General features: G+C 39.0%; 8 protein-coding genes. 3 read left to right on the top strand and 5 right to left on the bottom strand.

What is annotated here, in order from left to right; translation table 11 throughout:
• Positions 1 to 205: 205 nt before the first annotated feature.
• Positions 206 to 1,072: a DNA replication terminus site-binding protein gene (locus CEX98_RS13670; protein ID WP_099642613.1), complete on the bottom strand. Its 867-nt coding sequence runs from the start codon at positions 1,070 to 1,072 to the stop codon at positions 206 to 208.
• 1,787 nt (positions 1,073 to 2,859) lie between these two features.
• Positions 2,860 to 4,167 carry an IS5 family transposase gene (locus CEX98_RS13665; protein ID WP_099642612.1) on the bottom strand — a complete coding sequence of 436 codons (1,308 nt, stop codon included), beginning with the start codon at positions 4,165 to 4,167 and terminating at the stop codon, positions 2,860 to 2,862.
• Positions 4,168 to 5,078: 911 nt separating this feature from the next.
• On the opposite strand from CEX98_RS13665, the gene CEX98_RS13660 reads away from it, so the two are divergent.
• On the top strand, positions 5,079 to 6,434 hold the full coding sequence (locus tag CEX98_RS13660; protein WP_099642611.1) for a class II 3-deoxy-7-phosphoheptulonate synthase: 1,356 nt from the start codon (positions 5,079 to 5,081) through the stop codon (positions 6,432 to 6,434).
• A gap of 34 nt (positions 6,435 to 6,468) precedes the next feature.
• Here CEX98_RS13660 and ppsR read toward each other — a convergent pair whose 3' ends face one another.
• Positions 6,469 to 7,278 carry a posphoenolpyruvate synthetase regulatory kinase/phosphorylase PpsR gene (ppsR, locus tag CEX98_RS13655; protein ID WP_099642733.1) on the bottom strand — a complete coding sequence of 270 codons (810 nt, stop codon included), beginning with the start codon at positions 7,276 to 7,278 and terminating at the stop codon, positions 6,469 to 6,471.
• A gap of 143 nt (positions 7,279 to 7,421) precedes the next feature.
• Here ppsR and ppsA point away from each other — a divergent pair, with 143 nt between their 5' ends.
• Positions 7,422 to 9,797 carry a phosphoenolpyruvate synthase gene (gene ppsA / locus CEX98_RS13650; protein WP_099642610.1) on the top strand — a complete coding sequence of 792 codons (2,376 nt, stop codon included), beginning with the start codon at positions 7,422 to 7,424 and terminating at the stop codon, positions 9,795 to 9,797.
• 33 nt (positions 9,798 to 9,830) lie between these two features.
• Here the strand turns inward: ppsA and CEX98_RS13645 are convergent, their stop codons facing one another.
• Positions 9,831 to 10,037: a PGPGW domain-containing protein gene (locus CEX98_RS13645; RefSeq protein ID WP_099642609.1), complete on the bottom strand. Its 207-nt coding sequence runs from the start codon at positions 10,035 to 10,037 to the stop codon at positions 9,831 to 9,833.
• A 139-nt stretch (positions 10,038 to 10,176) separates the two neighbouring features.
• Here CEX98_RS13645 and ydiJ point away from each other — a divergent pair, with 139 nt between their 5' ends.
• Entirely contained in the window at positions 10,177 to 13,215 is a 3,039-nt protein-coding gene (ydiJ, locus tag CEX98_RS13640) for a D-2-hydroxyglutarate dehydrogenase YdiJ (RefSeq protein WP_099642608.1), read from the top strand.
• A gap of 424 nt (positions 13,216 to 13,639) precedes the next feature.
• On the opposite strand, the gene CEX98_RS13635 is transcribed toward ydiJ, so the two are convergent.
• Positions 13,640 to 14,962 (bottom strand): HD domain-containing phosphohydrolase, encoded by a 1,323-nt coding sequence (locus CEX98_RS13635; RefSeq protein ID WP_099642607.1) that lies wholly within the window; start codon positions 14,960 to 14,962, stop codon positions 13,640 to 13,642.
• Positions 14,963 to 15,268: the final 306 nt, after the last annotated feature.

Genomic DNA, 15,268 nt, shown 5'->3' with positions numbered 1-15,268 from the left:
CTTGTTATAAGGCCCTAAATCTAAGTCTTTTTACAAAATCACTATCACAGAATAGATAAACCTAGTTCAATTTCATGGAAATATAGAGTTATTTTTAGAACACATCATACTGTTAACTATGGAGGTGTGCCACTTTTGCCTTTTGCGTATAAAGTTATGTTAAATTGTTTATCATCTATAATTGCAAAGGCTAAGTTGCATAAGATTAATCAAATCGCTCTAAGTAAATTCTATCCACTAGAAAATTATACTCGCGCTTTCTTGGATGGTTGTCTTTTTCAACAAAGTTATTTAACTCGCCTAGTTTTGTATCGGGATGCGGATTCAACAATATAAAGGGTAGTGCAGCACTAACATGATAACGATTTTTTGCTGTATATCGGATATTAACTTCAGGCGTAACCCGTGTTGGTCTCCTAATTCGTAACTTTGAATTTTCCGTAAGGCTTGAGACGCGGTATTTTTCTTGTTCTACAAGTTGTTGCCATTTTTCTTGATCAATCATTCTTGGGTTTGAATAATGAGAAGAGCGGTTCAGCATATCCAGGGCCGCTTCTTTGGTAAGCACTTTAGTCGCATGCTTTTTCATCCATGTGAACCTAACTGAAAATGGAGTTTCAGACTCACTATGAATTTTTCGATAAGCAGCTAAAGTCATGAGGTTGGGGACGGCATTATGAACGGCTTCAAATCTTGCGTCATTATTGGTAATTTCTAAAATAGTATTTTTGAAGTTTTCTTTTGCCAGGTTAACTTCATTAATTCTAGACTTAATACTGTCTTTAGGATCATTTACCAGTATAAGGCCTGGAAAGCGCTGTAGCAATTTACCGCTTTCACGGTTGTTTAAAAATATATCTTGATAAGCATCAAGGCATTTTTTTAACGCTATTTCGCCGTCTATTTTAGTAACATTTATCTGTGTTGGAGCTAATTCTTCGTCTATTTTTTTCACCTCTGGTAACTCATAAAAAGTGGCCTTTTTTACATCTGCACTTTTTAATTCTTCACAGAGCTGATTAATATGACTAGTTAAGATATCAAAAGTTGAACGTATATTAAATTTATTCATTGTATGATGTGTTCCTTTATATTCTAGCTATTATAGCAAATTTATTAGGATAGGGCATAATGTTTTACAAGTGAACATTGGTTCACTGAGGGTTTTATTGAGGTAGATTACTTACTGAAGTGTTTCTTACTTCTTTGCTTTTTAAGTACAAAATATACATTGTGTTGTTTATTTTCCTAGATTTTAGTTTTCTCGAAATCAAGCGGAGTAATATATCATAATAAGTATGATGTGGTCCTGTATTTGTTGGAAGATTATATCAAATTTTTATAGATATCGCACAATGTTATGGAAATAGTGTTTAACTAAAACATGCGAATTTGCTTAGTTAAGTGAGCTATTTTTTCAGATGAAACAACTTTGCTGATAGATCAGCCACGCTCTATTTGTGCAAAGACATGCTCTTAATATAGTGCCGGAAAAAATTTTGTTAGTTAGCTATTCTCAATAAGAAACTTTCAGTACTAGTTTGCGGATGATTTATCCGCTAAAACTGATCAAGTATCAGGGAAAATTGGAACTACTTTTATTTAAAATAGAACTTAGTCCTTCTTGCTAACTAAAGACATATTCTGAGTATATATTTTCATCAAGTGTCTGATGATAGCGGTTTTCTGATTAATGTAATACTTAAGATATCATAGTTGGGTAATTATTTAGTTTTAAGTATGATGTGTTCTCCTTATCTTGCAGATTATATCAAATTTTTGGGGGTGGGGGGAATAGCACTTAATTGATACCTTTCTTAAGTACTGGCAAGAGTGAACATAAACGGTCCAACTTTTGAAGAGTCACTGAGTTTTACGGAGCTAAATTTTACGATGTATCTTTTGGTTAATAGTTATTAATAATAAGATTAGTTTTAAAAAACTGAAGAAGCTTTTAGTTTAGTATGATGTGTTCCAATAAAGCTCTCGCGATAATAAATTATTTTGATGTCATTGGTCAACCTTGCAATTGACCCATACTCTAGCGACACTTTAACCAATCCGGTTTCGTTATCATGGCTACTTATAATTTATTGATTATGTGACTTAGCTAGCTTGTCGTTTTGTAATTTACTATGTAGCTCATTTCTTGTAACTGGTCTATGCAAGGAAAAAAGTACTAGCGTCTATTCACTTCATTCATCATAAATTTATGATAACTCTTTTTGCGATAGGGGAAATTACCTTCGATGCTCGGCCACGACTTATTCTGTTCCATTAGATACTAAGGTCAATATGTTTTAGTTCAATCAATTACTCATCTTACGAAGGAGACTCCCTGACTCTGTCGAAGGCAAAGATTAATTTTGAGCTCAAATATATATTAAGTTCGGTGTGCTGCTATTTATGGAATGGGTATAAGTTTGCACTTACTTACACTCATTTCTTATGAGATCTTTTGAGTAGGTAACAAAACATTGGTTTAGATATAGCGATACTACTTAGTTGAGTTTATACAAGACGTTTTTATATGAAAGTGGTTAAACACTATATTTGCAAACTTTCAATGTAAATCCAAAATTTTTAGTGAGTACTTACTTTCCTTCCTTCAGTTTTTGCACGTCTAAATATGACTTCAAAAGATATAGTTTGAATTCAGCTAGCAAGTATAGCTGTAGGTGAAATCGACTTAGTTGTATACGGCAAAGAAACTTTGCTTCACTTGGAATACATCATCTTCACTAGAACTCATTCTCTATTTACCTAGTCGATTCTGAATATTGGCGTTTTGATGCTCAGACTGGCTGAACCATATTAGTAATCAATCCAGTCTGAGCATCATCTTTATCGACAGTTCTGTTATTGCACTGCGCTTTTTACCGCTAATAGCTGATATAAAACCCAGACATAAAAAAGCCGCAGTTGGGCTAGAACTTTACGGCAGTTTTGGCCTACACCCGCAAGCACCGCATTCAGTTTGTCACCGAGCTTTCCTTTTAAGCGGTTAAGCCCTAAGTGACCGTCTTGTTTCATGTGCCCGATGATTGGCTCTATCGCATTGCGTCGCTTGAGTTTTTTCTTAATGCTCGGCGTCACACCGCGCTTTTGCCCAGCAATATACACATCATAACGTTCTGCAAAATGCCCGCGATAACCTCTATCTACAAAACAGCTGTATGGCCTTTTATCTGTGACGTTTTCTACTATTCTCAACGTTTCCCATAACGTGTCACCATCGTAGGGGTTACCGTGTATTGCATGAGCGCAGACCACAAACTGCTCTTTCAATGTTGTCGCGACACTCACTTTGACACCAAACTCATATGGCTTTGCGCTTTTTCCCTTGGCGATACATTCAACATCCGGCTCATGTAGGCTATAGAGTTTGTTTTTACTCGCTTTTTCTTGCTTTAACAGCCGCTCGGCCTGTTGTAGGGCATGGATAAACGCCTGGCTTGGCTGCTCAGTGATTTTTCTCAAGATGTCTTTCATCACTCGCCTGAGATAGTTTTTCTGTTTTTTCAGTGTCTTCTTCATGCGTTTGAATTGTTTGGCATGCGCATAACTTGCCACCTTTTGAGCGGCCTTAGGGCCTACTCGTTCATAACTTTGCCTAAGCACAATGCCAGCTTGCTTAGCGAAGCCAACCAGTTTATTGCGGCATTTTTCTAGTAGTTTACTATCTGTTGGATGGGCGATATTTTTCTCCATGACGGTACTGTCTACGACCACTTCTCGCAAGCTTGAAGGCTTAATAGTATTGCTTTTAAGTCCCGCATCTACCGTGAGTGACAGCATTAACTCAACACCATCCTCACCAATTCGCTTGCGAAAGCGTGTCATCGAACTGGGATCGCAAGGCGGTTCATGCGTAAAAAATTGCATGCCACAAAAATATTGCCAATACGGGTTTTCGCACCACATGGCCACCGTGTTTTCGTCAGACAGTTTGTGAATTTGTTTCAGGTATTCGAGGCCCGCAAGCAGACGAATAGGCTTGGCGCCAGCGCCTTTATCGCCATAGTGCTGTTTAAATTCGACCTCTAGGCGCTGCCAATCAATGATTTTTGCCAGTTTCACCAGCTCATGGCGCGGTGAAACAATATCAATAAGCTCGATTTGAAACAGGTGCTTTTGTGGTGTTTGCGTGGTTGGTTTTGGTTTCATTTTTACACTCAAATTGCAATGTTTTGGTTGTGTGATTCAAAAAAGCTGCAATTTTAGGGTAGTAAGATCGTTTAGATCTTCAAGTAATTCAATAAATTAAATTGGTTTCAGGAGCGACTACCTAGTGAATTAAGCGTTTTTACCGCAAGAGAAAAGTGGCCATCGCTTTTGCTAAGTACCACAGAATTTTCAGTGAATCGAATATCTAAGTTAATTTCTTACAGGTTAGATGATTTTTCCCAATTTGAAATTTCTCTCGCCATCGGGAACTTTTTCTAAACGGGCTTTAGACATCATTCGAGCTACGAATTTTCGAATTATTTGGATAGGGAAGGGATATGGAGATCGCTTAGTGTTTATAAAGTTGTGGCTTGAATCAATCTTGACTTACCGGACGCTAATTGCCTATGAGAATTAAGAATGAACAACTGAGCAATATAATACCCGAAAAATCTCAAGCTCGCTGTCAGTCTGTCGAAAGTACGTGTCAGATATTGCTAAGTTCTTGTGGGTAAGGGAAATGAGGATTTACAACTACAAGTTTAATAGAATATATGAAAATACATATCTAACTTTACCCATAATTAGAGGTGAAATTAGAGACTACAGTCAATTTAACATAATGCGTGAGTGTAAGAGATTCTTCCGTTTGTTGGTAATGCGGTGTTTCAATAAACGTGTTTTGTCTCATCATTGACTAATTTTGAGTAAAAATAGTTCTAAATACGAGCTAGCTTAAACTCTAGTCTTTGATTAAATTTTAAAAATCAACTCGATCTAAAATTTCATTAAAAAGCTTATTGTATGATGTGTTCTTTATTATAAGAACAATATCACTTTTCCCTTGATGAAACTTAGGGGTTAGGGTACTGTTCTAGGGTGGTAACACATATTGGAATGAGGAAATTATAATGGCCAACTGGAGCCCAAATAGCTGGAGAGATAAACCTATCTTACAGCAACCGGAATACCCAAATTTAGAACAATTAACATCTGTCGAAAAAGAGCTCAACTCAGCACCGCCTCTGGTTTTCGCTGAAGAAACTCGTAGCTTATATAAAAGCCTTGCGGACGTGTGCGAAGGTAAAGCGTTTATTCTTCAAGGCGGTGATTGTGCAGAGTCTTTCTCAGACTTTAGCGCGGCAAATATTCGCGACACGTTTAAAACACTTCTGCAAATGGCAGTTGTATTAACATACGGTGGCAAGTGCCCGGTAGTTAAGATTGCGAGAATGGCAGGGCAATATGCAAAACCTCGCTCATCTGACTATGAGACGATTGATGGTATTTCGTTACCATCTTATCGTGGTGATATAGTCAACAGTTTTGAATTTACAGAGGAAGCTCGGATCCCTGACCCGAACCGGCTAATGAAAGCTTACCATCACTCAGCAGCTACTTTGAACTTACTACGAGCGTTTGCTCAAGGTGGCCTTGCAGATTTACATCAAGTAAATCGATGGAATATGAGCTTTGTAGCAGCCAACCCATTAAAGGATAAGTTCCAACAATTAGCCGAGCGGATCCAAGAAGCCCTAGAGTTTATGGAAGTGTGTGGTGTTGACTCAACCGTAGCCCCAAGTTTAAAAGAAACACCGCTTTATACTTCTCACGAAGCCTTATTGTTGGGTTACGAAGAAGCACTAACTAGAAGAGATCACTTATCTGGTGACTGGTATGATTGTTCCGCTCACTTTGTTTGGATTGGTGAGCGTACAAGACAGTTAGATCACGCACATATTGAATTCTTCCGTGGTATAAAAAACCCAATCGGTGTAAAAGTGGGTCCAGGAATGAAGGAAAATGAATTGATCAGGCTTGCTGACGCTCTAAACCCAGATAATATTCCAGGAAGGTTGACCTTTATTACTCGTATGGGTGCGGATGTCTTACCGGAAAAGTTACCAAAGTTGGTGCGCCGAATTCAAGAAGAAGGTCGAAAAGTAGTGTGGACCTCAGATCCAATGCATGGTAACACCGAAAAGTCGACCACAGGATATAAGACTCGTAGTTTTAATAATATTTTGCGAGAGATCAGCCAATTTTTTGCGGTCCACAAAGCAGAAGGTAGTTATCCAGGTGGTGTTCACTTAGAAATGACCGGTCAACACGTTACCGAGTGTGTTGGTGGAGCATATGGTTTATCAGACGAAGACCTATCGCAACGCTACCGAACGCAATGCGACCCTCGTTTAAATGCAGATCAGGTACTGGAACTAGGTTTCCTAGTTGCAGACCTGTTAAAAGATGCCAGAAAAACCGTATAAGTATTAATTAAGGGCCGCTTAAGCGGCCTTTTTATTAATATTTATGGCGTTTTAAACCAGTATCGGCAATGATCTTTGCTGATATTTCTTCTACCGAGTATCGCGTACTGTTTAAGTAAGGCGTTTTATTCTTTTTAAACAGCATCTCAACTTCTCTTACTTCTATTCTGCATTGCCTCAATGATGCATATTTTGAGTTTGCCATTCTTTCTTGTCTGATAGCGGCTAGTCGTTCTGGGTCAATGGTTAATCCAAAAAGCTTCCTTTTATGATTATCTAAACATTTAGGTAAACGACCGCTTTCTAAATCATCCTCTGTCATCGGGTAATTTGCTGCTTTAATACCATACTGTAGAGCCAAGTATAAGCTTGTTGGTGTTTTGCCACTTCGACTTACACCAACCAATATAATATCAGCTTCATCATAGTCTTTTATATTCGCGCCATCGTCATTGGCTAATGCATAGTTAACAGCGTCAATTCTAAAGTCGTACGTAGATTCATGAATGCTATGGGTTCGGTGCATCTTTGGAACTGGTTTAACTTTTAATTCTCTTTTTACAATTTCACTCGCATACGATAAAAAGTCGTAGCAAACACCTTGCGAAGATAAAATAATATCGGATAATTCTGGATTAACGAAGGTAAAAAACACCAACGGTTTTTCTCCAGAAGTTTCGGCAACGGTATCAATTAGCTTTCTGATTTCATTGGCCTTTTTTGTAGTTTCTACAAAGGGGATTGTTTGATGGTTAAATTCTACAGGAAACATAGAAAGTGTCGCGTGACCAAACACTTCAGAGGTGATTGCGGTGCCATCGGAGATATAAAATGCTGTTCTCATTTCGCTATTATTCATTCAGAAATTGTTGAAAATAAGCCATCGCGGTTTACGAAGACTGCCTTACCGTTGTAGAATGCCCTTGACCAAGTGGAAAGGTCAATTAATCTCTCACATTTAATACAATTTGTTTTGGAGACAGTTCCGTGCAAGACTACGTTCTCTGGTATCAAGAGTTGGGTATGCAAGATGTACCTCGAGTTGGTGGTAAAAACGCTTCTCTAGGTGAAATGATATCTAACCTTGCTAACGCTGGTGTACAAGTACCTGGTGGATTCGCAACAACCGCTGATGCGTTTAATGAATTTCTTGAGCAATCAGGCCTCAATGAAAAAATCCACTCAATCTTAGATACTCTCGATGTTGACGACGTCAACGAATTAGCCAAAGTCGGCGCCCAGATTAGACAATGGGTTATCGATACACCATTTCAACCAGAATTAGATAACGCAATCCGTGAGGCATATGGCCAACTACACGGTGACGCTAGCCAAGATGTCTCCTTTGCTGTTCGTTCATCAGCAACAGCAGAAGATATGCCAGATGCTTCTTTCGCAGGCCAACAAGAAACCTTCTTAAATGTACGTGGTATTGATTCGGTAATGGTCGCAATTAAACATGTATTTGCTTCTCTTTTCAATGACCGTGCAATCTCATATCGTGTACACCAAGGTTACGACCATAGAGGTGTAGCTCTATCAGCCGGCATTCAGCGCATGGTCCGTTCAGATAAAGCCTCTTCTGGTGTAATGTTCTCCATCGATACAGAGTCTGGCTTTGAAGATGTTGTATTTGTAACATCTAGCTATGGCCTTGGTGAGATGGTAGTTCAAGGCGCAGTGAACCCAGATGAATTTTATGTCCATAAGCCAACCTTAGCCAAAGGTAAGCCGTCGGTACTTAAAAGAAACATCGGTTCTAAAGCTATTCAGATGATTTATTCAAGCGATGAATCTCATGGAAAGCAAGTTGAGATCGTTGACGTTGACGCTACCCTCTCTAACCAGTTCTCTATCACAGACGCAGAAGTAGAAGAATTAGCTAAACAAGCCGTAATTATTGAAAAGCATTACGGTCGTCCAATGGATATCGAATGGGCTAAAGACGGTAACGACGGTAAATTGTATATCGTACAAGCGCGTCCTGAGACGGTGCGCTCTAACGAAGATGCAAACGTGATGGAACGATTCCAACTTAAAGCTAAATCTGATGTTATCGTTGAAGGTCGCGCAATCGGGCACAAGATTGGCACAGGCGTGGTGAAAGTACTCACTTCTATCGAAGAAATGGATTCGGTGAAGCAGGGTGACGTTCTTGTTACTGACATGACGGATCCTGACTGGGAACCAATCATGAAGCGAGCGTCTGCGATTGTAACAAATCGCGGTGGCCGTACATGCCATGCTGCAATCATTGCTCGTGAATTAGGTATTCCTGCTGTAGTAGGATGTGGTAACGCAACAGACTTAATCACCAATGGTGACACGGTTACAGTTTCATGTGCTGAAGGCGATACAGGCTACATCTATCAAGGTGAACTTGAGTTTGATGTGATCTCTTCTCGCATTGACTCAATGCCAGATATTCCAATGAAGATCATGATGAATGTAGGTAACCCAGACCGCGCATTTGATTTTGCTAAACTGCCGCACGCTGGTATTGGACTTGCGCGTTTAGAGTTCATTATCAACCGCATGATTGGAATTCACCCTAAGGCATTACTACACTTTGATAAGCAAGATCCTGAACTACAAGCAGAAATCAAAGAATTAATCGCAGGTTACGAGTCACCTGTTGAATTTTACATCAGCAAGTTAGTTGAAGGTATTGCAACGCTTGGAGCTTCTTTTGCACCAGAACGCGTGATTGTTCGTATGTCTGACTTCAAGTCAAACGAATATGCTAACCTTGTTGGCGGTCAACAGTATGAGCCAGAAGAAGAAAACCCAATGATTGGTTTCCGCGGTGCATCTCGTTACATTTCTGAAGATTTCAGAGAGTGTTTTGCATTGGAGTGTGAAGCTATCAAACGTGTTCGCAATGAGATGGATTTAACCAACGTTGAAATCATGATCCCATTCGTTCGAACGTTAGAAGAAGCAGCCCAAGTTATTGAAATTCTTGAAGCTCATGGATTAAAGCGCGGAGAGAACGGGCTGAAAGTAATCATGATGTGTGAATTACCTTCAAACTGTCTTCTTGCTGATGAATTCTTAGAATACTTCGATGGTTTTTCAATTGGTTCAAATGACTTAACCCAGTTAACGTTAGGTCTAGATCGCGACTCTGGCTTAATTGCTCACTTGTTTGATGAGCGTAATCCAGCTATCAAGAAACTCCTTTCAATGGCAATTCAAACGGCCAAAGCAAAGGGCAAGTATGTTGGTATCTGCGGCCAAGGTCCTTCAGACCATGAAGACTTTGCTGCTTGGTTAGTGGAAGAAGGTATTGATTCCGTCTCTCTAAACCCAGACACAGTACTTGAAACTTGGTTATATCTTGCGGAAAAATTCGCTAAGTAAGCCAATGGCCCCAATGTAAAAGTTGGGGCAATTTCATCTCTGCAATGCCTTGTCCAGCTTTTCACACCCTGCTTTAAACCATTTTTGGACCTTTGAAAGGTATCGTTTAGCGCCGTTATGATTGAACGAAAAGCATACCAGTGCAGCCAACAAGAAAATGACTGATGGGCCAGGTACAATAACAAAAATAAGCGCAAGCGCGCACAATAGTAAACCAACTATATCGTAAATAATTTTCATGATACTTCCTCCGTTACTTTAAAAGTATACAATGGTAGTCAAAATAAACTATTTCCATTTGTAACAAACCATAAAATTCTCAAGTTGTTCATACGACCTTCGTGATACAATTAGGCCAAAGCAAGTAAAATATACCGTCATGATCGCAAATATTAGTCAGCAGGACTCTGCAAACGAACTCATTACTCTTTATCACGCTAAACTGGCTGAATCGGGCTTTTCTGGTGATATAGATACAAGCTATGCTACGCGTTTAGTTACCTCAACCGATAACAGCATTTATCAAGAGGTGCCGCAGGCTGTAATATTTCCAAAATCAAACCGAGATGTTCAGCTCGCGCTGGAGCTTGCCCAACAAGATCCATTCCTATCGTTAACGTTTGGCCCTCGTGGCGGTGGCACTGGCACAAATGGCCAATCGTTGACACCAGGGATCGTAATTGACCTATCCAGACACATGAGAGAAATTCTCGAAATTAATGAACAAGAAGGCTGGGTGCGAGTACAGGCAGGTGTTATTAAGGATCAACTTAATGATTTCTTGAGACCGTATGGATACTTTTTTTCCCCTGATCTATCAACGAGCAATCGCGCAACCATAGGCGGCATGATCAACACCGATGCCTCGGGTCAAGGCTCATTGGTTTATGGTAAGACCAGCGATCACGTGTTGGGGCTTAAAAGTTATCTCGTTGACGGCACAGAGCTAAACACCTCAAAGCTTGCGATTGATAAAGCGGAATTATTGGCAGAACAAAATTCAAAAACCTCGCAGATCTACGCTAGTGTAATTGATATTTGTAAAAACAATCGGGACCTCATTGTTGAAAAATTCCCAAGACTCAATCGCTTTCTTACTGGCTATGACTTAGAAAATGTGTTTGATGACTCGCTTACAACATTTGATCTATCGAGGATTATCACAGGCTCTGAGGGCTCATTAGCTGTTGTCACTGAAGCGAAATTAAATTTAACTCCTATTCAACCCTATAAGACACTAATTAACATAAAGTATGACTCATTTGAGTCTGCACTTCGTAATAGCCCATTTTTGGTTTCTGCCAAAGCGACGTCTGTAGAAACGGTTGACAGTAAAGTACTCGGACTTGCGAAAGAAGATGTGATCTGGCACTCAGTATCTGATTTGATCACAGATGTTCCTAACATCGACATGCAGGGCCTCAACATGGTTGAGTTTAACGGTAGATCAGAGGCTGAAATTTCTGAGAAAGTTGACAGCCTGTGTCATCGGCTTGATCAACTTATCGAGAATAAAGAAGCCGGTGTTATTGGTTATCAGCTCACTAATGACAAAGCTGATATTTTAAAAATCTATGCAATGCGTAAGAAGTCTGTTGGATTATTAGGTAATGTAAAAGGAAATAAAAAGCCCCTCGCATTTGCGGAAGATACCGCTGTCCCACCAGAAAACTTGGCTGACTTTATCATGGAGTTTAGAGCTCTACTTGATAGCTATAACCTAGACTATGGCATGTTCGGTCACGTGGATGCCGGTGTATTGCATGTGCGACCAGCATTAGATATGTGCGATCCAGAACAAGAAAAATTACTTCGTGTTGTATCAGACAAAGTCGTTGCATTAACTGCAAAATACCGAGGCTTAATGTGGGGCGAACATGGAAAGGGTTATCGTAGTGAATATGGGCCGGAATTCTTTGGCGAAACTCTTTTTACCGAGTTAAGAAAGATAAAAGGCCTATTCGACAAACATAACCGGTTGAATCCTGGAAAAATTTGCACGTCTCTAGATTCTAACGAGCAGCTAGTGTCCGTTGACGGCCAGAAACGAGCTTGGTTCGACCGAGCAATTCCAACCACAGTAAAATCTCATTACGAAGCACCACTTAATTGTAATGGTAACGGCCTTTGCTTTAACTATGATGATAACTCTCCAATGTGTCCATCATACAAAGTAACAAAAGATAGACGAAACTCACCAAAAGGTCGCGCGGGATTATTTAAAGAATGGCTCCGACTTCAGAGCAACAAAGGCATCGACCTAATTGCAATCGAAAAGCAACTAATAAACAATGAAAATGAGACGACGTGGTGGGAAAGATTCTTAAACAGCCGGAAAAAGAAAGAGTACGATTTCTCTCATGAAGTTAAAGCATCGATGGATGAATGTCTTGCTTGTAAAGCCTGTACAACCGCATGTCCAATTAAGGTAGATGTACCAACATTCAGAGCTAAGTTTTTAAACTTTTACTACAGCCGATACAATCGTCCACTCAAAGATTATTTAGTTGCAAATATTGAATCGGCTTTACCTTATTTCGCTAAGTTTCCAAAATTGATCAATGCACTACAAGATAATCGTATTGCAAATTATGTGGTTGAAAATTTAATTGGTTATGTAGACTCACCAAAACTGAGTAACACCCAACTGACTAAACTAGTTAACAGCAAATTCTTTTATTCAGAATCCACATTTAATCGATTGAGTGACCATGAACAACAGCAGGTAATTTTCATTGTTCAAGACCCATTTACCAGTTTTTACGAAGCTGAATTAGTATCGGACTTTGTGCAACTGACCACAAAGCTAGGCTTCTACCCTATGGTATTACCGTTTAAGCCAAATGGAAAACCACAACATGTTAAAGGCTTTTTAAAGAGTTTTAAGTCAACAGCTAAAACAGCTGCAGAGTTTTTAAACCGTGTTAGTGAGCATGGCAGACCTTTAGTTGGTTTAGATGCGTCATTGGTTATGTGTTATCGCGATGAATATAAAGATATATTGCAGCAAAGCAGGGGGGATTTCTCGGTTCAATTAGTACATGAATGGATGAAAACAATTGAAGTTCCTAGCATAACAACACTGCAACCGAGTAATTTTACATTATTAAGTCACTGCACTGAAACGTCGGCGTTACCAGAGTCAAAAGCTGTGTGGCAAAATATTTTTGCTAAATTGAATTCAAATTTAGAAACAGTAAGTACGGGGTGTTGTGGTATGGCCGGAACGTATGGGCACGAATTGCAAAACCAAGAAAACTCCCGAGCGTTGTATGACTCATCTTGGCGATCACATGTCGAAAATACTCCGAGCGAGCAATTACTTGCTACTGGTTTTTCATGTCGTTGTCAGGTTAAACGCTTTAATGGTGATAAGCCCAAGCATCCAATACAAGTGTTAAATAAATTATTAGATTAACCCTAAGGCTCAGTTTACTGGGCCTTTTTTGTTTTAATTTCAAATAAATAATAACTATAGCGGCATTAAACCTTTTGTATGATGTGTTCTTTTATTTATTCAACACTTAATGGTCGAAAACAATGGCCATTACCTTAAAAAGTCAGACTAAGTTATAGCTTCGAGAATATAGCCATACCAAAGTAAGTACATCACAGAGATTAGCTGATTAAATTATACCAATCTTATTAATTAAGTAAGCGATTTTAAGCGGAGAGATAGCTTTAGTAGCTAGGCGAAAATTTGCTATTTAGCTGTTCTAAATAAGAAACTTTTAACGACGCTAATATGCTATTTTATCCTTTAAATTGATTAGAGAATTAATTCAATTGGTATTAATACTTGCTTAGAAATCAGTCATGGTTGCAAGCACCTTTGACCTGACCTATTTCTTTACCATTACCCTAAAAGGAATGGGGCGTTGTGTTTCTAACTGTTTTAATTTTTCTATCGATTTGTCTGTAAAAACATGCCCTTTAGGTAATAGCAAAATCCCTTGGTTACTGTGAAGTGCGAGGCCTAGTGTCATTCCCGGTTTTAGTTTTTCAGTTGTAAGAATATCAACGGAGCCGACATCCTCGTGTCCAATCTCTTTATTGGTTACAGCCTTTTCGAGCACTTCGACTATTTTAGGGGCATAAAAAGTGCCGCTGTAAGCCTTAATTAAATCCAGTGCAGCTGTTGACTTTTCAGCCTCTGATCCATGTGCTGCATAAAGATTTTCATAATAATCTCTTGCAACAGCTAAAATAGACGAGCCTAATGGGATTTCATTACCCTTAAGTCCTTTTGGAAAGCCTTGGCCATTGCACTTTTCATACTGATGATAAATAGCTTCCGCGACATCGGACAAATGCTGGGCCGGCATTAGCATTAATTGGGCAGTAGCAGGGTGGGTATAATATATTTTTTTTTGCGCATCAGGGAGCTGCTTAACCGGTACTCTGTAAATCTCAGGATCCATAGCAAGTAACCCAACCTCGGCCAAATAACCCGCCATCATGGTTGTTTCGGCTGCTTCTTTACTTAAATTTAAACCCTCAGCCAATACTTTACATAGTTTAGCAACAGATTTAGCTTTTTTACCATCAATAAAAGGGTTTGCATTAATAAAGTTATACAGTAATTCAACCGTCGCCCTATGCTCCTTTACCTCTTTATTGTTAGCCTTCTCAAGTTGACTCAATACTTTGCGTATTTGCGCTGTTCTTTTCTGAACTAAGCCCTCTAAGTTCTCATTTAATGCTGTAAGCTTCTTATTTGTTAACAGAAGCGCTTCATTTAATTGCTTATTCTGTTTTTTAAGACGATATTTTTCAGCACATTCTTTAACTGTGTGTAGCAATAATTCGTTGTCCCATGGCTTTTGAACATAAGCGTGAATATTGCTCTCATTAATGGCTTTGATAGTGGATTCTATGTCTGAATATCCAGTGAGAAGAACGCGTTGAGAATCAGGAGCTATACACTTCGCTTTATAAAGAAATGTCGCCCCATCCATTTTCGGCATACGCATATCACTAATTATCACGTCAAAATCGTCGTTTTGAATGAGTTCCAATGCCTCATGAGGATCAGTGCAAGGTGTTGCCTGAATGCCACTTTGACGAAATAGACGATTTAATGAGCGTACAACATTGCTTTCGTCGTCAAGACAGAGCACATGGATGATGGTATCAGAGGCTCTTGATTGCTCGCTAAATTCCAACCTTATTCCTCCAAATTGAACTATATTAAACTTAGTCTAGAAATACCATGTCCACAAGAAAACTGAAAAATAGGTATTAAGTTTAATATTCCCGTTCAGAATTAATAATACCAAATTGCTATATCTATAAAAAACATATAGATAGGCATAAAAACACTCACAAGAAAAGCGTCAACTATCTGTTAATATCAAATAATTACATCTCTTATTATTTAGGATTTTGATATTAAACTAAGCATAATAATCAATAGGTTAGTATGACAATCTCACGATTGAAACCCACCAAATGACGTTTACGTAAACGTT

It is taken from the genome of Pseudoalteromonas piscicida, assembly GCF_002744175.1.
Classification (GTDB): Bacteria; Pseudomonadota; Gammaproteobacteria; order Enterobacterales; family Alteromonadaceae; genus Pseudoalteromonas; species Pseudoalteromonas piscicida_B.
Note: the sequence above shows the minus strand (reverse complement) of the source record. Positions and strands in the feature narration are given on the sequence as shown.

What these genes read in the sequence shown, in the direction of transcription:
- CEX98_RS13670 (WP_099642613.1), bottom strand. Translation starts at nt 1,072, where the DNA reads ATGAATAAATTTAATATACGTTCAACTTTTGATATCTTAACTAGTCAT.
- CEX98_RS13665 (WP_099642612.1), bottom strand. Translation starts at nt 4,167, where the DNA reads ATGAAACCAAAACCAACCACGCAAACACCACAAAAGCACCTGTTTCAA.
- CEX98_RS13660 (WP_099642611.1), top strand. Translation starts at nt 5,079, where the DNA reads ATGGCCAACTGGAGCCCAAATAGCTGGAGAGATAAACCTATCTTACAG.
- ppsR (WP_099642733.1), bottom strand. Translation starts at nt 7,278, where the DNA reads ATGAGAACAGCATTTTATATCTCCGATGGCACCGCAATCACCTCTGAA.
- CEX98_RS13645 (WP_099642609.1), bottom strand. Translation starts at nt 10,037, where the DNA reads ATGAAAATTATTTACGATATAGTTGGTTTACTATTGTGCGCGCTTGCG.
- ydiJ (WP_099642608.1), top strand. Translation starts at nt 10,177, where the DNA reads ATGATCGCAAATATTAGTCAGCAGGACTCTGCAAACGAACTCATTACT.